The organism is Actinotalea lenta, from assembly GCF_030586465.1.
GTDB lineage: Bacteria > Actinomycetota > Actinomycetes > Actinomycetales > Cellulomonadaceae > Actinotalea > Actinotalea lenta.
In genome coordinates, this window is the sequence record NZ_JAUQYP010000001.1 from 2,847,045 (window position 1) to 2,865,166 (window position 18,122).

The 18,122-nt window shown below is 73.8% G+C and carries 14 protein-coding genes; 3 read left to right on the plus strand and 11 right to left on the minus strand.

The genetic code is table 11. The features are described 5' to 3' along the window. From Q6348_RS13625 to Q6348_RS13635, 3 genes are all read right to left on the minus strand, one after another. Entirely contained in the window at window positions 1-1,059 is a 1,059-nt protein-coding gene (locus Q6348_RS13625) for a substrate-binding domain-containing protein (RefSeq protein ID WP_304601820.1), read from the minus strand. Between the two features lie 46 nt (window positions 1,060-1,105). Then, the gene (locus Q6348_RS13630) at window positions 1,106-2,062 is read right to left on the minus strand and encodes an ABC transporter permease (RefSeq protein ID WP_304601994.1); all 957 of its coding nucleotides are present in this window, start codon (window positions 2,060-2,062) and stop codon (window positions 1,106-1,108) included. 65 nt (window positions 2,063-2,127) lie between these two features. Then, a complete protein-coding gene (locus Q6348_RS13635; RefSeq protein WP_304601995.1) occupies window positions 2,128-3,609 on the minus strand; it encodes a sugar ABC transporter ATP-binding protein in 1,482 nt (493 codons plus the stop codon). 199 nt (window positions 3,610-3,808) lie between these two features. Here Q6348_RS13635 and Q6348_RS13640 point away from each other — a divergent pair, with 199 nt between their 5' ends. Beyond that, on the plus strand, window positions 3,809-4,990 hold the full coding sequence (locus Q6348_RS13640; protein ID WP_304601821.1) for an ROK family transcriptional regulator: 1,182 nt from the start codon (window positions 3,809-3,811) through the stop codon (window positions 4,988-4,990). A 44-nt stretch (window positions 4,991-5,034) separates the two neighbouring features. Here the strand turns inward: Q6348_RS13640 and Q6348_RS13645 are convergent, their stop codons facing one another. Together Q6348_RS13645 and ligA are read right to left on the minus strand one after the other, a co-directional pair. Continuing rightward, the gene (locus Q6348_RS13645; protein ID WP_304601822.1) at window positions 5,035-5,775 is read right to left on the minus strand and encodes a GNAT family N-acetyltransferase; all 741 of its coding nucleotides are present in this window, start codon (window positions 5,773-5,775) and stop codon (window positions 5,035-5,037) included. Next, window positions 5,772-8,144: an NAD-dependent DNA ligase LigA gene (ligA, locus tag Q6348_RS13650; protein ID WP_304601823.1), complete on the minus strand. Its 2,373-nt coding sequence runs from the start codon at window positions 8,142-8,144 to the stop codon at window positions 5,772-5,774. The genes Q6348_RS13645 and ligA overlap by 4 nt, the downstream gene beginning before the upstream one ends. Before the next feature lie 81 nt (window positions 8,145-8,225). Between ligA and Q6348_RS13655 the strand changes: the two genes are divergently transcribed. Beyond that, window positions 8,226-10,292, plus strand: coding sequence for a prolyl oligopeptidase family serine peptidase (locus tag Q6348_RS13655; RefSeq protein ID WP_304601824.1), 2,067 nt, complete (start codon window positions 8,226-8,228; stop codon window positions 10,290-10,292). 20 nt (window positions 10,293-10,312) lie between these two features. Here the strand turns inward: Q6348_RS13655 and Q6348_RS13660 are convergent, their stop codons facing one another. From Q6348_RS13660 to Q6348_RS13675, 4 genes are all read right to left on the minus strand, one after another. Next, window positions 10,313-11,635: an MSCRAMM family protein gene (locus Q6348_RS13660; RefSeq protein WP_304601825.1), complete on the minus strand. Its 1,323-nt coding sequence runs from the start codon at window positions 11,633-11,635 to the stop codon at window positions 10,313-10,315. A 183-nt stretch (window positions 11,636-11,818) separates the two neighbouring features. Continuing rightward, the gene (locus Q6348_RS13665) at window positions 11,819-12,850 is read right to left on the minus strand and encodes a uroporphyrinogen decarboxylase/cobalamine-independent methonine synthase family protein (protein WP_304601826.1); all 1,032 of its coding nucleotides are present in this window, start codon (window positions 12,848-12,850) and stop codon (window positions 11,819-11,821) included. Beyond that, window positions 12,847-13,950, minus strand: coding sequence for a tRNA 2-thiouridine(34) synthase MnmA (gene mnmA, locus Q6348_RS13670; protein ID WP_304601827.1), 1,104 nt, complete (start codon window positions 13,948-13,950; stop codon window positions 12,847-12,849). The genes Q6348_RS13665 and mnmA overlap by 4 nt, the downstream gene beginning before the upstream one ends. A 25-nt stretch (window positions 13,951-13,975) precedes the next feature. Further along, window positions 13,976-15,148, minus strand: coding sequence for a cysteine desulfurase family protein (locus tag Q6348_RS13675; protein ID WP_304601828.1), 1,173 nt, complete (start codon window positions 15,146-15,148; stop codon window positions 13,976-13,978). A 74-nt stretch (window positions 15,149-15,222) separates the two neighbouring features. On the opposite strand from Q6348_RS13675, the gene Q6348_RS13680 reads away from it, so the two are divergent. Beyond that, window positions 15,223-16,194, plus strand: a complete 972-nt coding sequence (locus Q6348_RS13680) for a phosphotransferase family protein (protein ID WP_304601829.1) — start codon at window positions 15,223-15,225, stop codon at window positions 16,192-16,194. A gap of 3 nt (window positions 16,195-16,197) precedes the next feature. On the opposite strand, the gene Q6348_RS13685 is transcribed toward Q6348_RS13680, so the two are convergent. Together Q6348_RS13685 and Q6348_RS13690 are read right to left on the minus strand one after the other, a co-directional pair. After that, complete coding sequence (locus tag Q6348_RS13685; protein ID WP_304601830.1) at window positions 16,198-17,181, minus strand: electron transfer flavoprotein subunit alpha/FixB family protein; 984 nt, start codon at window positions 17,179-17,181, stop codon at window positions 16,198-16,200. A 16-nt stretch (window positions 17,182-17,197) separates the two neighbouring features. Continuing rightward, entirely contained in the window at window positions 17,198-17,986 is a 789-nt protein-coding gene (locus tag Q6348_RS13690; protein ID WP_304601831.1) for an electron transfer flavoprotein subunit beta/FixA family protein, read from the minus strand. Window positions 17,987-18,122: the final 136 nt, after the last annotated feature.

Genomic DNA, 18,122 nt, shown 5'->3' on the forward strand with positions numbered 1-18,122 from the left:
TCAGGACTCGAACGCGGTCGGCAGGTACTGCTCGACGTTGTCCTTGGTCACGACCGGTGCGTAGAGCTGAACCGTGCGCGGGACCTCGACCTCGACCAGGTCGCCGAGCGCCTTGTCCTGCACGATCAGGCGCGCCAGCCGGATGCCGTCCGCGGCCTGCGTGGAGGGATAGATGACCGTTGCCTTGAGCACGGTGTCGTCGGCCTGGATGTCTCGCATGACGTTCGCGGAGCCGGCGCCGCCGACCATGATGAACTCGTCACGGCCGGCCTCCTCGATCGCCGCCATGACGCCGACGCCCTGATCGTCGTCGTGGTTCCAGAGGGCGTCGATCTTCGGCGCCGCCTGGAGCAGGTTCGCGGCCGCCTGCTGGCCGCCCTGGACGGTGAAGTCCGCGGCGACACGGTTCGACACCGACAGCCCGCAGTCGGAGAGGGCGTCGGCGAAGCCGCGGCTGCGGTCCTGGGTCAACGGCAGCGAGTCGATCCCGGCGATCTCCGCCACGACAGCGTCCGGGTTGTCCCCGACCTGCTCGCAGATGTACGTGCCCGCGCTGACGCCCATGCCGTAGTTGTCACCGAGCACGGTGGTCCGGGCCGCGAACGGGCTGGAGAACTCCCGGTCGACGTTGATCACGACGATTCCGGCCTCCATCGCCTTCGTGGCGACGTCGGTCAGGGCGGCACCGTCGAACGGCAGCAGCACGATCGCGTCGACACCGTCGTTGATGAACTGCTCGATCTGGCTGATCTGAAGGTTGACGTCGTTGGTCGCCTCGGCGACGACGAGGTCGACGTCGTCGTACTTCTCGGCCTCGGCGAGCGCCGACTTGGTGATCGCACCCATCCACCCGTGGTCGGCCGCCGGGGCCGAGAACCCGATCGTGACGGTGTCGCCGGTCTCGTCGTTGGCCCCACCGAACCCGCCACCGGCGGAGTCGCTCGAGCTGGAGGAGGCCTCCTCCTGCGGCGCGTTCGATGTGCATCCGCCGAGCGCGACGGCGCTGACGGCGAGCGCGCCGGCGACGGTCATCCAGCGGCGGCGCATGAGTGCGGACATGGTTCCTCCTCGGTACCTGCGGGGTTGGGACGACCGGCGAGGCCGGTCAGGTACTCCTGGTGCGAGCCGCGAGTCGCTGCTGGAGCAGCACAGCGGCCACGATGATCACGCCCTTGGCCACCGCCTGGGCGGAGATGGACAGGTTGTTCTGCGTGAACACGTTGGTCAGCGTCGAGAAGATCAGGACGCCGAAGACGGTGCCGACGATCGTGCCGCGGCCACCGGCGAGCAGAGTCCCGCCGACGACCACGGCGGCGATCGCGTCGAGCTCGTACAGCTGACCGTGGGTCGAGGAGCCGGCGGTGGTCCGCGCGAGCATCATCACGGCCGCGATCCCCGCTGCGACGCCGGCCAGCACGTAGAGGTACACCGTGTGCCGTTCGACGTTGATCCCGGCGAGCCGGGCGGCCTCGGGGTTGCCGCCGACCGCGAGCGTGCGCCTGCCGAAGGTCGTGCGGTTCAGCAGCACCCACCCGACGACGGCCACGGCGGCGAAGATCCAGACCAGGACCGAGACGCCGAGCAGCTCAGCACGGAAGACGTCGAGGAAGGTGTCGACGTGGACGATCTGGGTCTGGCGGTTGGCGATCATCTCCGCGAGCCCGCGGGCTGCGACCATCATCGCCAGGGTCGCGATGAAGGCGACGACCTTGCCGTAGGCGATCAGCACCCCGTTGACGAGCCCCGCTCCCGCCCCTACTGCGAGCGCGGTGAACACCATGACGCTCCAGTGCAGGTTCTCCGCCATCGTCTGGGTCGCGAGCGTGGTCGCCCAGACCGAGGCGAGGCCGAGCACCGAGCCGACCGAGAGGTCGATGCCACCGCCGGTGATCACGAAGGTCATGCCGACCGAGAGCACGCCGATCACCGCGGCCAGGCGCAGGATCGTCATGAGGTTGTCGATGCTCGCGAAGCGCTCGCCGGCCGTCACGACCCCGAACACGCACAGCAGGCCCAGGGCGATGACCAGTCCGATGTTGCGGCCGGCTGCGCCGGACATCATCCGGCGCAGCACGCCGGGAGCCGTGACCGCGTCGGCAGACGTGACGGGCGAGAGGTCGGTGGCGCTCACGCGGCACTCCCTTCCATGACGAGATCAAGAACGGCGTGCTCGTCGATCAGCTCCGCGGGTCCGGTGTGGACCACCCGGCCCTCCGAGATCACCAGGACGGTGTCGGCCAGCCCGAGCACCTCGTCGATCTCGCTGGAGACGATCACGACGGCCGCGCCCCGCTCGGCGAGCCGGCGCACGAGCCCGTAGATCTCAGCGCGCGCGCCCACGTCGACGCCCCTGGTCGGCTCGTCGAGGAGCAGGACGCGGCAGCCGTGCTCCAGCCAGCGCGCGAGCATGGCCTTCTGCTGGTTCCCGCCGGAGAACGTCCGGGCCGTGCGGTCGGGGTCCGCCGGGCGCAGGTCGGTCGCGAGGAGCTGTTGGCGGGCCGCGCCCCGCTCGGCGCGCTCGTCCAGGAATCCCGCCCTGGCGAACCGCGCGAACGACGACAGCGTGATGTTCCGGTACAGCGGCTCGTCGAGCAGGAGCCCCTGGCGCTTGCGTTCCTCCGGAGCGAGTCCCGCCCCGGCCGCGACGGCAGCGGACACGGAGCCCGGCCGGAGCCGGCGACCCGCCACCTCGACGGTGCCCGCTGTCGCGCGACGGGCCCCGACGATGGTCTCGAGGATCTCCGAGCGCCCGGAGCCGACCAGGCCGGCAAGGCCGACGACCTCGCCGGCGCGGACGGAGAAGGACACGCCCTCGAACCGCCCGGCGAGGCCGAGCCCGTCGACCCTCAGGAGGACCTCGGCGTCGGCCGGCACGCCGGCCCGCCGGGGGAAGGCGTGCTCGACCGTGCGACCGGTCATCAGCCGGATCAGGTCACGTGTGGGCGTGCTCGCGGGGAGACCCGCCGCGACCGTCCTGCCGTCCTTGAGCACCGTGATCCGGTCGCCGACCTGGCGGATCTCCTCCAGGCGGTGGGAGATGTAAACGACGGCCACGCCCTGGCCGGTGAGCTCCCGGACCACCCGGAAGAGGTTGGCCACCTCCTCGGAGTCGAGGACCGCGGAGGGCTCGTCCATGATGATCACCCGAGCCCGGTGCGACAGCGCGCGTGCCATGCTCACGATCTGCTGCTCTGCGGCCGAGAGACGACCAACCTCCGTCGTCGGCGAGATCCCAGGGTGCCCGAGCCGCGCGAGCAGCTCGGCCGTCCTGCCCAGCAGCTCGCGGCGCCGGGTGAAGCCTCCTCGTGTGATCTCGTGCCCGAGGAAGACGTTCTCGGCGACGCTCAGGCCGTCGACCACGTCGAGCTCCTGGTACATCGTCGCGACGCCGGCTCGCAGGGCCGCGACCGGGTTGGGCACGCTCAGCGCGCGCCCCTCGAACTCGATCGAGCCGGAGTCGGGCTGGTGCGCGCCCGAGAGGACCTTGATCAGGGTGGACTTGCCGGCGCCGTTCTGGCCGAGGAGGCAGTGGACCTCACCAGCCACGACCTCCAGGTCGACACCGTCGAGCGCCTTGGCACCCGGGAAGTGCTTGACGATCCCGTGCATGTGCAGCAGCACATCGGACGGGACGGTGGGGCCCGCTCCGGGGCAGCCCTCCGACTGGACGCCGTCGACCATGAGCTGCACACTACGCAGGTTCTGCTTGCCGTCAAGCAAAAGATGCGCACCGCTTGGCTCGTTATGAGATCGTGATCCACAAAAGAAGCACGATGCTTGGCACAAGGGGGTGTGCTTGACTTCCGCCATGGACTCGCTCACCAAGGCCTCGGGCCGCCCGGCCGGCGTGGGCGAGCTGTTCCAGCTCCTGCGGGACGGCCACGCCCGAACCCGGGCCGAGCTGGCCCAGACCACCGGGCAGAGCCGCTCGACGATCGCCGCCCGCGTGGACCTCCTGCTGGCGTCCGGCCTGGTGGCCCCCGCAGGCGAGGCGACGTCGACGGGCGGCCGGCCGCCGGCCACGTTCGCGTTCCGGCCGGACGCACGCATCGTGCTCGCGATCGACCTCGGCGCGACCCACGCGCGGCTCGCGGTCACCGATCTCGCGTCCTCGGTCCTCACCGAGCACCAGGAGCACGTCACGATCGCAGACGGGCCCCAGGCGGTGCTCGACCGGCTGGGAGCGCTCGGCACCCAGCTCGTCGCCGGGTCCGGACGGTCGCTCGCCGATCTCGCCGGCGTGGGCGTCGGCTTGCCCGCCCCCGTCGACCACGAGACCGGGCGCCCGACGAGCCCACCCATCATGCCCGGCTGGGACCGCGCCGACGTGCCCGCCCAGCTCGGCCGGTGGTTCCCTGCCCCGGTTCTCGTCGACAACGACGTCAACATCATGGCCCTCGGCGAGCGACGGACCCACTACCCGGACGTCGATCACCTGCTGTTCGTCAAGGTCGCCACCGGCATCGGCGCCGGCGTGATCTCGGACGGCGAGCTGCGCCGCGGGGCCCAGGGCGCAGCCGGCGACCTCGGACACATCGCGGTTCCCGGCGGACCGGACGTGCTGTGCCACTGCGGCAACCACGGGTGCCTGGAGGCGATCGCCAGCGGAGGAGCGATCGCAGCAGGGCTGCGCCGCGAGGGCGTCCAGGCGTCGAACGGGGCCGACGTGATCGCCCTGGTCAAGGCGGGCAACCCGCAGGCGACCGCCGCGGTCCGCGAGGCCGGCAGGACGATCGGCAGCGTCCTGGCGGGCGTCGTCAGCATGCTCAACCCCTCCGTGATCGTGATCGGCGGGAACCTGGCCAGCGCGGGTGAGTTCCTGCTGGCCGGGATCCGCGAGGTCGTCTACCGGCGCTCACCTCCGCTCGCCACGCAGCACCTGCGCATCGTTGCGAGCCACACGAAGGGCCGGGCGGGTGTCCTGGGGGCCAGCGCGATGGCGGCCGAGCACGCGCTCTCCCCCGCTGCGATCGAGGCCCTCGTCCCCTGAGCGCAGGCGGGCCCGGGATGCCCGCCGCGCACCCGCGGAACCGGTCAGCGCTCGTAGTAGCAGTACTCGTCGACCTCGACGAACCCGAGCCCCCGGTACAGCGCGAGGGCACCAGTGTGGTGAACCTCGACCTGAAGGAAGGCGTGGCTCGCCTCGGGGTCGGCGGCGAGGGCCGCCCGCGTGAGCCAGGTCCCCAGGCCGCGGCGTCGCTCCGAGGCGGCGACCGTCAGGCAGGACAGCCCGACCCAGTGGCCGGCGCGGGCGGCTCGTATGGTGCCCAGCACGCGGTTGCCCTCGAGGGCGGTGACGTAGACCGCCTGCGAGCCGGTCAGCAGGCGTCGCGCCACGCCGCGGTCCGTGTGCACCGCCTTCGTGCCGAGCCACCCGGCCAGCCAGGCGTCGCCCGGCGTCTCGGCGAGGTCGAGCCGCGCCCCGTCGACCCGCGGCACGACCGTGTCCACCGTCCGCGCGAGCACGGCCGTCGTGGACACGGTGCGGTAGCCGCGCGCGGCCAGGCTGGCGACGAGGCCCGGGGGCGCCGGCTCCGGCGACCGCGGCGTGGCGAGGCGCACGATCGCGCGCTGACCCGCGGCCTCGTACCTCTCCTCGACCCCGTCGAGCGCCGCGACGGCGCCGTCCGCGTCGGGATCGGTCAGGTGCGCGGAGTTGCCTCGTCGGGTGAACCCTTCCGACAGGCCGACGCGCCACGGGCCGACCTGGGCAGTGCGCAACGGCACCCACGTGGCGACCTCGATGCAAGGCCCGGGACGCGGCGGCGCGGTCACGCGTGACCGCCCGCCCCCGCGCCTTGCCCGGTGCCGGCATCCGTCGCCCCCTCGACCAGACCGGCGACCGCGTCCGGACCGGAGGCGAGGAGCACCTCGAAGCCGGCCTCGTCCAGGATGGGGCGCCCGAGCTCACGCGCCTTGGTCTCCTTGGACCCGGCATTGGCCCCGACCACGACGAAGTCGGTGCTCTTCGAGACGCTGCCGGCGGCCTTGCCCCCGCGGGCCAGGATGGCCTCCTTCGCGCCGTCGCGCGTGTACCGCTCGAGCGACCCCGTGACGACAACGGTGACCCCCTCGAGCGTGCGCGGGGTCGACTCGTCGCGCTCGTCGCGCATCACCACGCCTGCGGCGAGCCAGCGGTCGAGGATCTCGCGATGCCAGTCCTCGCCGTACCAGTCCAGGATGGACTCCGCGATCACCGGGCCGACGCCGTCGACCTCGGACAGCACCGCGACCGCAGCGGTCCGCTCACCGTCCAGCACCTCGCGCAGGTCGCGCATCGAGCCGAACCGCTGGGCCAGCGCCCGCGCCGCCGTGGGCCCCACGTTGCGGATGCTGAGGGCCACCAGCACGCGCCAGAACTGCTTGGTCTTGGCGGACTCGAGCTCGTCGAGCAGCGTCAAGGCAGCGGAGGAGGGCTCCCACTCGGGCAGCTCGCGCCCTTCAGCCTGGGCTGCCGCCACCTCCGCCCGGCCGTACCGCGCCACCTTCCGGAACGGCGCTCGTCGGCGGACCACGCCGTCGTCGTCGGCACGCGGCTCGCCGGTCTCCGGGTCCCGGACCACGACCTCGACCTGCATGAGCCGCGCCAGGCTCGCGGCGCGAACCCGGTCGCGCTGCTCGGGCCGCGCGTCCGGCGCGTAGCCGACGAGCTCGAACAGCTCGGCCTCGTTGACCACCGGGGGCGCATCCGGGATCTCCGGCTGGGTGAGGGCGGCCGCGGTGACCTCGCCGAGCGCCTCGACGTCCAGCGCACCGCGCGACCCGATGTGCTCGACCCGGCCGCGCACCTGCGCAGGGCAGGTGCGTGCGTTCGGGCACCGGAGATCCACGTCCCCCTCGCGCATCGGCCGCAGCGGGGTGCCGCACTCGGGGCACGTCGAGGGCATGACGAACTCGCGGCGCTCGACGTCGTCGTCCGCCGCGCGCGGCGCCGGGCCGAGGATCTCCGGGATCACGTCGCCGGCCTTGCGCAGCACGACCACATCGCCGATCCGCACACCCTTGGCCTTGACGACGTCCTGGTTGTGCAGCGTGGCCATGCGGACGGTCGACCCGGCGACCTTGACCGGCTCCATCACGCCGAACGGTGTGACCCGACCGGTGCGCCCGACGTTGACCCGGATGTCCAGCAGCCGGGTGTTGACCTCCTCCGGCGGATACTTGTACGCGATGGCCCACCGCGGCGCGCGGCTCGTCGCCCCCAGGGCCCGCTGCGTCGCGGTCTCGTCGACCTTGACCACGATGCCGTCGATCTCGTGCTCGACGTCGTGACGGTGCTCGGCGTAGTACTCGACCATCGCGTGCACGCCGTCCAGGTCGTCGACCACGCGCGAGTACGGCGAGACCGGCAGGCCCCACGAGGCCAGGAGCTCGTATGTCTGCGACTGACGCCCGGTCGCCGCCTCGTGCCCGGCCCACACGAGGCCCCCGATGCCGTGGCAGTACAGCCGCAACGGCCGCGACGCGGTCACCGCGGGATCCTTCTGCCGCAGCGAACCCGCCGCGGAGTTGCGCGGGTTGGCGAACGGTGCCTCCCCGGCAGCGACCCGCTCCGCGTTGAGCGCCTCGAACGCCTCCACCGGGAAGAACACCTCCCCCCGCACCTCGATGCGCTCGGGCACGTCGTCCCCGCGCAGCCAACGCGGCACGTCCGCGATGGTCAGGACGTTGGCGGTGACGTCCTCGCCGGTGCGCCCGTCCCCCCGGGTCGCGGCCCGCACGAGGCGGCCGTTCTCGTACAGGAGCGCGATCGCGAGGCCGTCGATCTTCAGCTCGCACAGCCAGTGCGGGGCCGCGCCGGCGTCACGCAGCACACGGGCCGCCCACCCGTCGAGCTCCGCGGCCGAGAAGACGTTGTCCAGGCTCAGCATCTGCTCGGCGTGCTGGACCTCGGCGAACTGCTGGGCGACGCCGCCGCCCACCACCTGGGTGGGCGAGTCCGGCGTGCGGAGCTCGGGATAGGCCGCCTCGAGGACGTCGAGCTCGCGCATCAGTGCGTCGAACTCGGCGTCGGAGATGGTCGGGGCGTCCCGCTCGTAGTAGGCCGCACGGTGCTCGCGGACCTGTCCGGCCAGCTCAGCCCACCGACGGCGGGCCGCGGGGTCGGCGGGCTGCGGGCCGGCGCTGCTCTCGGTCTCGCTCACCGCTCCATCATGGCGGCACGGGCCGACACCCGTCGCCCGGTGCGTGTTCGCGGGGCTCCCCGGGGCCTAGGCTGGCCGTCCATGGATCACGCGGCCCCCGACGCGGCGTCGGACCCGTACGCCTGGCTCGAGGCGGTGGACGGCGACCGGGCGATGGCGTGGGTCCGCGAGCGCAACGCCGAGACCCTGTCCGGGCTCGCCTCGACACCGGGGTTCGCGGCCACCCGGGACGCCATCCGCGAGGTGCTGGACTCACCCGACAAGATCCCCGACGTCAGCCTGGTGGGTGACCGGCTCTACAACCTGTGGCGCGACGCCGAGCACCCCCGGGGCCTCTGGCGCCGCACCACGTGGGAGTCCTACCGGACCGCGAGCCCCGACTGGGAGGTCGTCCTGGACCTCGACGCGCTCAACGCGGCCGAGGGAGAGGACTGGGTGTGGCACGGCGCGACGGTCCTTCGCCCGGACCACCGCCGCGCCCTCGTCGCGCTGTCGCACGGCGGCTCCGACGCGGACGTGACCCGCGAGCTCGACCTGGTGGAGCGCACGTGGGTGACCCCCCCGGGGGGGTTCTACCGGCCGGAGGCCAAGGGCGGCCTGGCGTGGGTCGACCAGGACACCGTGCTGGTGACCACGGACCTGGGTCCGGGCACCACGACCACGTCGGGCTACCCGCGCACCGTCCGGCTGTGGCGGCGCGGCACCCCCCTGGCAGAGGCCGAGGAGATCTTCGCCGCCCACGAGGACGACCTCGCGGTCGACGCCTGGCACGACCCCACGCCGGGCTTCTCCCGCGAGCTGGTCCGTCGCGCGATCGACTTCTACTCCTCCGAGCTGCACCTGCGGCGACCCGACGGCACCCTGGTCCGCGTCGACGTGCCGCTGAGTGCCGAGACCTCGGTGCACCGCGAGTGGCTCCTCATCCAGCTCCGCGAGCCGTGGACCGTGGCCGGTGCGGCGCACGCGACCGGCAGCCTCCTGGCGACGCCGCTGGAGGACTGGCTCGCGGGCCGGCGCGAGCTCACCGTCGTGTTCGTCCCCACCGCGACCACCTCGCTGGCCGGCCTGACGTGGACCCGGCACCACCTGGTGATGACCGTGCTCGAAGACGTCCGCAGCCAGGTCCACGTCCTCACGCCTCCGGAGCCGGCCCGAGCATCGGTGCCGTGGCCGGCCGAAGCGCTGCCCGGCCAGGAGGACCTGGTCACCACCACCGCACGCTCGGTGGACCGGATCGAGTCCGACGCCGTCTGGCTGGTCAGCACCGGCTTCACGACCCCGACGACGCTGTCCGTCCAGGAGGTGGGTGCACCGACGGGGCCCGAGGCGCTCAAGAGCGCGCCCGCCTTCTTCGACGCCCGAGGCGTCACGGTCGCCCAGCACTTCGCGGAGTCGGCCGACGGCACGCAGATCCCGTACTTCCTGGTCCGGGGGCGCGATGCGCCCACCGACGGGACGGCGCCCACCCTGCTGTACGGGTACGGGGGCTTCGAGATCTCGTTGCTGCCCTCCTACTCGGGCACGCTCGGACGCGCCTGGCTGGCGGACGGCGGCGTCTACGCGCTCGCGAACATCCGCGGCGGCGGCGAGTACGGGCCGGCGTGGCACCAGGCAGCACTGCGCGAGCACCGACACCGCGCCTACCAGGACTTCGCGGCGGTCGCCCAGGACCTGGTCCGGCGCGGCGTGACCTCGCCCGAGCACCTCGGGGTCCAGGGCGGATCGAACGGCGGCCTCCTCACCGGCAACGTGCTCACCCAGTACCCGGATCTCGTGGGCGCCGTGGTGATCCAGGTGCCGCTGGCGGACATGCGGCGCTACTCCCACCTGCTCGCGGGCGCGTCCTGGATGGCCGAGTACGGCGACCCCGACGACCCCGAGGACTGGGAGTTCATCCGGACCTTCTCGCCGTACCACCTGCTCGACGCCACCCAGGACTACCCGCCGGTCCTGGTGACCACGTCGACCAGGGACGACCGCGTGCACCCGGGCCACGCGCGCAAGCTCGCGGCCTGGCTGCGCGACCACGGCAAGGACGTCACGTACTACGAGAACGTCGAAGGGGGGCACGGCGGCGCGGCCGACAACGGCCAGGCGGCTTTCATGGCCGCGCTCGCCTACCGCTTCCTGGCCCGGCGCCTGGCGTAGTGCCCGCCGATGTCCCCGTCTCAGGAGGCCGGCACGAGGTCGAGGTAGAGCACCATCGGGTCCCAGCTCTGCACGAGGGTCTGCCCCGGGAGGAGCCTGAACACCGTCGCGGTGTCCCACGTGGCGGCGCCGTCGGCGAATCCCGGCAGCCAGCCGTCGCGCGTCGCACCGACCTTCACCTCACCGGGCGCCAGACCGTCCACCCGGTATCGACCGTCGCCGTCCGAGACCGTCCGTGCCAGGACCGCGCCCGACCCGGCGTCGTAGACCGTGACGGTCGCCTCGGCCAACGGGTCCATCCAGCCCAGCACCTGACCCGAGACGGCGGGCCGGGCGTAGATGGTCAGGGAGGTCCCCACCACGTCACCGCCGACGAGGGTGAAGGTCGCGGCTCCGGCGAGATCGTCGGCCTGACCGGCGTAGACCGGTAGCCACCCGTCCTTCTCTGCCCGCAGGGTGTAGGTCCCCGGCGCGAGGCCGTCGAACCGGAAGTCGCCCAGGGCGTCGGTCACGGTCGTGTCCCGGACCGTCCCGTCCGCCGGGTCGAGCAGGAAGACCGTCACGTCCCGGAGCGGGTCGTCCCAGCCGAGCTCGGGGTCGTCCCGGATCCCGAGCACCTGGCCGAGCAGTGTCGACGTCGGGGTCAGATCGATGTACAGGACGACCGGGTCCCACGACTGCGTCAAGGTCTCACCGGGCTCGAGCGTGTACACCGTCGCGTCCGAGAGCGCGCGCACGCCGTCGGCGAAGCCCGGCAGCCAGCCTTCCTTGGACGCGCCGACCTTCACGTCGCCCGGGGGCAGCCCCGAGATCCGGTACGTGGTCTCGAACTCACCCAGCTGCACCGACGTGATCGGTTGGTCGTCCGCCGCGTCGTACACGGTGACCGTGGCTCCGCCGAGGGGATCGAAGTTGCCGAGCACCTCGCCCGCGATCGTCGCCGTGACGGGCAGAGCGAACCGGACCACGAGGGGGCGCCCGTGCCGGACCGACAGGACCGTCGCGCCCGCCCGCTCGGCTGCGAGCGGGTACCAGGTCACCCGGTCCTGCGCGGTGGCCCTCAGCACGACCTCCCCGACGGGCACCCGGCTCACCCGGAAGATCCCGCTGCGGCCCGAGGTCGCAGTCGCCAGGACGTCACCGCCCTGAGGATCGATGACATCGACGACGACTCCCGGCACGGGGCCCACCGCATCGGTCACGACACCGCGCACCGTTCCCGTGCGGGGCGGTGCCGCAGCGGCGGTGCCGACATCGAGGGCGAGGACCAGGGCGGCGAGCGCAAGGACGGCGGCACCGCGGAGTCGCAGGGACGGAACCCCGAACCGCTCGACCGCACGCATGGCTCTGCCTCTCGTCCAGGTCGTCGGCGACCGCCGGACGCGGCGCCGGTGCACCCCTGTCGACGCTACGCAGACCGCGGGCCTCGGGAAGAGCCGAACCGCCTGTCCACTCAGCGTGGGCGCCACTCCGGTGCGCGTCGGGCAGCACAGGGGGCCCTCTCCTCGACGGGCCCTGCTACCGGCCTAGTGGGCGCGCTCGGCCAGGACCTGGGCGACCCGGACCGCTGTGCGGGTCTCGTACGCCGCGGCCTGGAGGTTGCCGAGCACCTGGTCCCCGGCTCCGCTGGTGTCCGTGTGCACCACCACGTCGGCCAGCCCGGCCCGGGGCAGGCCGACGTCTCGCCAGGGTCGGTGGATGACCCGAGCGATCTTGGGCACGTCCGGACCACCTTTGCGGGGATGCTCGCGGGGCAGGCCGAACCACATCTGGGTGCCGCGCTCGACCAGCGGGGCGAGCTTCTCCCACTGGCTCCCGCGCACCCCGGCCGCCGCCACCCCGAGGCCGTCCGCGGACGTCGCCGCCAGCACGTCCAGGCTCCTGGTGGCCAGCCGCGCGCCGCCGTGCACCACGACCCGCGCCGCCCCGGCCGACCGGAGCGTGCCCACCATCCGTTCGAGCACCGCGGCCGCGGCAGCCCGGTCCACGGCGGGAAGCCTGTCGTGCCCCGAGGCCGCCGACACGGCCCCGCCCAGCACGTCCGGGAGGCTGGGCTCGCGCAGCACGGCGACCAGCTCGGCGTGCGGCGCAGCCTCGCGCACCCGGCGCGCCAGCAGGTCGAGACCGTCGGCGAGCGCGTCCACCAGCGCACGCACCGCGCCGGCGTCGGACAGCACGCGCTCCTCCCGGGCGAGCCACAGGGCAGCCGCGAGCGACCACGGTCCGCGCGAGGTCACCACGAGGGGGCCCGCCCACACGTTCCCGAGCACCGCGAGCGCGTCGAGGTCCTCCCGCAGCAGGGCCGCGGACCGCTCCAGGTCGGGCCCCGGACGCTCGGTGAGCGTCCAGCCACGTGGTCCCAGCTCGACAGCCATGCCCTCGAGCAGCGCGGCGGTACGTGCCGTCGACGCGGCGTACGGACCCCGCTTGGGCATGTGGACCACCGGCGGCATGCCGACCACGCCGGCGGGCGTGCCGGCGAGCTCGGTGAACGCGACGTCCTGCGCCTTGAGGACCTTGTGACCGGGCCACGGACCGAGGGCGGTGACCCCGGTCATCCGTCCCGTCCGTGGTCAGCGCCGCGCCGCACGCGGTCGACCGTGGCCTGGACGGCCACCCTGTCCCCGACGTAGCAGACCACCGACTGACCGGGAGCGAGGCCCCGCACGGGTGCGTCCAGGGCCACCTCGAGCCGGTCCTCCGTCCCGTGCCACCGGGCCGGCACCGGCTCGCCGTGGGCGCGCAGCTGCGCTCTCCCCTGCCCGGCCAGGCCGGCCGGTGAGTCGAACCAGACCGCGTCGACACCCTGCAGCCCGCGCACCGACAACAGCTCGGCGGCGCCCACCACGACGGTGTTCGTCGCCGGACGCACGTCCAGGACGTAGCGCGGGCGGCCGTCGGGCGCCGGGTGGCGCAGTCCGAGCCCCTTGCGCTGGCCGACGGTGAACCCCCACGCCCCCTCGTGCCGTCCCAGCACCGCACCGTCCTCGTCCACCACGTCCCCGGGACGCGAGCCGAGGCGCTCACGCAGGAACCCCTGGGTGTCGCCGTCCGCGACGAAGCACAGGTCGTAGGAGTCCGGCTTGGCGCTCACGGGGAGCCCCCGCGCGGCGGCCTCCGTCCGGACGTCGTCCTTGGAGGACACCTCGCCCAGCGGGAACATCGCACGGGCCAGCCGGTCCGGGCCCATCACGGCGAGCACGTAGGACTGGTCCTTGGCCGCATCACGCGCGCGGTGCAGGCTCCGCGCTCCGTCACCGCCGACCGCCACCCGCGCGTAGTGGCCGGTGCACACCGCGTCGAAGCCGAGTGCCGTGGCCCTGTCCAGCAGCGCCGTGAACTTGATGTGCTCGTTGCAGCGCACGCACGGGTTCGGGGTCCGCCCCGCCGCGTACTCCGCCAGGAAGTCCGCGACCACCGTCTGCTCGAACCGCTCGGACAGGTCCCACACGTAGTACGGGATGCCGAGCACGTCGGCACACCGCCGCGCGTCCGACGCGTCCTCGATCGTGCAGCAGCCGCGCGAGCCGGTCCGGTGCTCGTCCCGCGTCCGCGACAAGGCCATGTGCACGCCGACGACGTCGTGGCCCGCGTCCACCGCCCGGGCCGCGGCCACCGCGGAGTCCACCCCGCCGGACAGGGCCGCCAGCACGCGCATGCGCACCAGGGTACCGGCCGGCTCGTCAGGCCATCCCGGCGGCCCGGGCACGCGTCACGACGTCGGGCAGCGCCGCCAGCACGGCCTCGACGTCGCCGGGCGTGGACGTGCGCCCGAACGAGAATCGCAGTGCACCTCGGGCATCGACCTCCTCGACCCCGCAGGCCAGCAGCACGTGGCTCGGCTGGGCGACGCCCGCCGTGCACGCCGAGCCGGTCGAGCACGCGACACCGTGGGAGTCCATGAGGTAGATCAGCGAGTCGCCCTCGCACCCGGGGAAGGTCAGGTGCAGGTTGTGCGGCACTCGCAGGCCCGACGCCGGGTCGGGCCCGCGGAGCACGGCGTCCGGGACCAGGTCCCGCACCCCTGCGAGCAGCGCGTCCCGCAGGCCCGCGAGCCGGGCCGTCTGCGCGGGCAGGTCCGAGACCGCGAGCTCCGCGGCGAGCGCGAAACCGGCCACGCCCACGACGTCCAGCGTGCCCGAGCGCACCGAACGCTCCTGCCCTCCGCCGTGCAGGACCGGGACGAGGTCCAGCCCCCGCCGCACCACCAGGGCCCCGACGCCGACCGGGCCGCCCAGCTTGTGCGCGGTGAGGCTGACCGCGTCGGCGCGGACGGCGGCCAGGTCGACCGGCAGGTGGCCGACGGCCTGCACGGCGTCGGTGTGCACCGGCACGCCCCACGCGTGCGCCCGGGCCACCACGTCGGCGACCGGCTGGATGGTCCCGATCTCGTTGTTCGCCCACATCACCGAGACCACGGCCACCCGGTCCCCGTGCGCCGCGAGCTCGGCGTCCAGCGCGGCGAGGTCGAGCCGCCCGTCGTCGTGCACGGGGAGCTCGACGACCTCGGCACCCTGGCTCGCGAGCCACCGGGCCGGGTCGAGCACCGCGTGGTGCTCCACCGCGGAGACCAGCACCCGGGTTCGACGCGGGTCCGCGGCGTGGCGGGCCCACCACAGGCCCTTGATCGCGAGGTTGTCGGCCTCCGTCCCGCCCGAGGTCCACACGACCTCCGTGGGGTGAGCGCCGACCGCGGCCGCGAGCCGCTCGCGGCTCTCCTCCACGACCCGGCGCGCCTCCCGTCCCGCGGCGTGCACCGATGACGGGTTCCCCACGACGCCCAGCCGGGCCGCCATCGCCTCGGCGACCTGTGGATGGATCGGCGTCGTGGCCGCGTGGTCGAGGTAGCGGGTCACGGCGCGAGTGTACGAACCGGACCGCCGGCCGGACCCGCACGGCCGATCGGTCCCGCGCCTGGCACAATCACCCGGTGACCAATGACGGCCCGCCGCTGGCGTTCAGCGGATCACGACTCGCGTGGGCGGACATGCCCCGCGACCTCCGCTCCCGGATCGCCGAGCTGGCCGGGGCCGCGGTCGTGGCCGAGGCCCCTGCGACCGTCGGGTTCAGCCCGGGCTACGCATCGCTGCTCGAGCTCGGTGACGGCACACAGGTGTTCGTCAAGGCGGTGTCGCCCGAGCAGAACCCCGACTCACCCAACCTGGCGCGCGCCGAGATCCGCGCGCTCGAGGCGCTGCCGCCGGGTGTCCCGGCCCCGCGGCTGCAGTGGTCGCACGACGACGGCACCTGGGTGGTGATGGGCATCACCGCCGTAGCGGGCCGCTCCCCGGAGCACCCGTGGACCCCGGAGCAGCGGCGGCGGGTGCTCGACCTCGCCGCAGAGCTCGCGCGGGCCGGTACCCCCGCACCTGCCTGCCTGCCACCGCTGTCGGTCGCGCTGACGGGGCTGGCCGCCAGCACGCGGGCGCTCGCGCAGTCCCCGGCGGACCTCGACGCGGCCGTGGCCGCCATGGCCGAGGACGGGCCCTGGCTCGTGGAGCACCGCGAGGACCTCGTGCGCTGGGCCGAGGAGGCCCCGACCGCGGCGGTGGGCCACTCCCTGGCCCACAACGACCTGCGCACGGACAACGTGCTGCTCGGGCAGGACGGCACGTGGGTGGTCGACTGGCCGCACGCGAGCAAGGACGCACCCGCCTGGTACGACCTCGTCGGGCTCCTCGTGAGCATCGCGATGCAGGGCGGCGGCGACCCGGACGCGCTGTTCTGGGAACACCCCGCCGCCGCCGGCGCCGACCGGGAGTCCGTCCGGGCGGTGCTCGCCGCGCTCACCGGGTACTTCCTGCAGGGTGCGGTGCAACCCCCGCCACCCGGGATCGCCAACCTGCGTGCCTTCCAGCGTGCGCACGCCCGGGCGGCGCTGGCCTGGCTGCGGCGCTTCTGAGACTCACCCGCGCCGGCGGCGAAGCTCCTGCGTCGCCTGCGGCAGGACCGTGCGCAGGTCGCCGACGATCCCCAGGTCGGCGATCTCGAAGATCGGCGCGTCCGCGTCCGTGTTGACCGCCACGATCACTCCCGAGGCCTGCATCCCGCCCCGGTGGTGCACCGCACCGGACACCCCCGCGCCGATGTAGAGGCGCGGGGACACCGTCACCCCGGTCTGACCGATCTGCGCGTCCTTGTCGATCCAGCCCTCGTCGGTCGCGACCCGGGTGGCGCCGACGGCGCCGCCGAGCACGTCGGCCAGCTCGACGAGCGGGCCGAAGTCGCCCTCGGTCCCCCGGCCGCCGACGACGACGACCTGCGCCGCACCCAGGTCCGGGCGATCGGACGGTGCCCGCTCGGTGCGTTCGACGACCTCGACACCGGCCGCTGCGGCCGAGAGGTCGAGCTCGTGTCGGACCACGTCGGGCGTGCCGCTCCCGACGGGCTCCGTCTCCACCGCGTGCGGCTTGACCGCCAGCACCGTGACGGGGGTCACGGCGGTGCACCGCGACGTCCAGGTCGCCGCGAAGACCTGCTTGTGGGCCACCAGGGCGTCCCCGTCGAGCTCCACGGAGGCGACGTCGACCATCACGCCGGCCCCGGTGAGCACGCCGAGCCGGGCGGCCACCTCCTTGTTCTCGAACGAGGAGCCCAGCAGCACCGCACGCGTGCTCGGCGTGACCAACCCGGCCAGCGCCTCGGCCACGACGGGGGTGAGCCGCGGGTGGGCGTCACCCGTGCCCACGGCGTGCAGGACGGCAGCCCCGTGCTCGCCCACCTGCGTGAGCACGTCGGCCGGTGGCGCGACGGGCTCCCCACCCACCACCCACACGGCGTGCACGGTCCCGATCCCGCGCCCGAGCGCGAGGAGCTCGAGCGACTGGGGTCGCAGGGTCTGGTCGTCGGCGTGGTCCAGCAGGACGAGGACGTCGGCCTGGGTCGTCATCGGTGTCTCCGGTCGGTCAGACGAGCTTGTGCTCGGCGAGGAAGTCCGCCAGCCGCACGCCGGCATCGCCCTCGTCGGTGATGAGCACGCGGTCGGTGCGCGGGGGCCGGGGCTCGGCCGTCAGCACCCGGGTCCTGGCCCCGGCGGCGCCGACGGCGGCCGGGTCGATCCCGAGGTCGCCCAGGTCGAGCGTCCGCACCGGCTTCTTGCGGGCGGCCATGATCCCGGCGAACGCCGGGTAGCGCGGCTCGTTGGCCTGGTCCGTGACCGAGACGAGCGCCGGGAGCGGCGCGCGCAGGACCTCGGTGGCGTGGTCCAGGTCGCGCCGCACCTGCACCGCGCCGCCGGCCACCTGCACGTCGACGGCCAGGGTCAGCTGCGGCAGGCCCAGCTCGGCGGCGAGCGCGGCCGGGAGCATCGACGTCAGCGCGTCCAGCGAGGCCATCCCGGTGATCACCAGGTCGACCGGGCCGTCGGCGGCGATCGAGCGCACCGCGGCGGCCAGGACGCGAGCCGTGCCGAACACGTCGGTGCCGGCCAGCGCGTCGTCCAGGACGTGCACGCCCTGGTCCGCGCCCATCTGCAGCGCACGGCGCACGGCGTCCTCGGCGTCGTCGGGCCCCATGGTCAGCGCGACCACCTCGGCGTCGTGCTCCTCGGCGATCACCAGCGCGGCCTCGACGGCGTTCTCGTCGAGCTCGTTGAGCGTGCCGTCCCCGCCGTCACGCTCGACCCGGCCGTCGGGGCCCAGGCGACGGTCCGCCATCAGGTCCGGGACGTGCTTGACGCACACGACGATCCTCACCTGGCCCAGAGCTCCTCTCCGTCCGCGAGCGACGCCACAGGCTACCCGTCGGCGCACCCCGGCGCCGGTCGGGGGGCGGCGACGGCCCGCGGCGCGCCGAGCCGTGCCGTCGCGGACCCGTCAGGTGCGTCACACT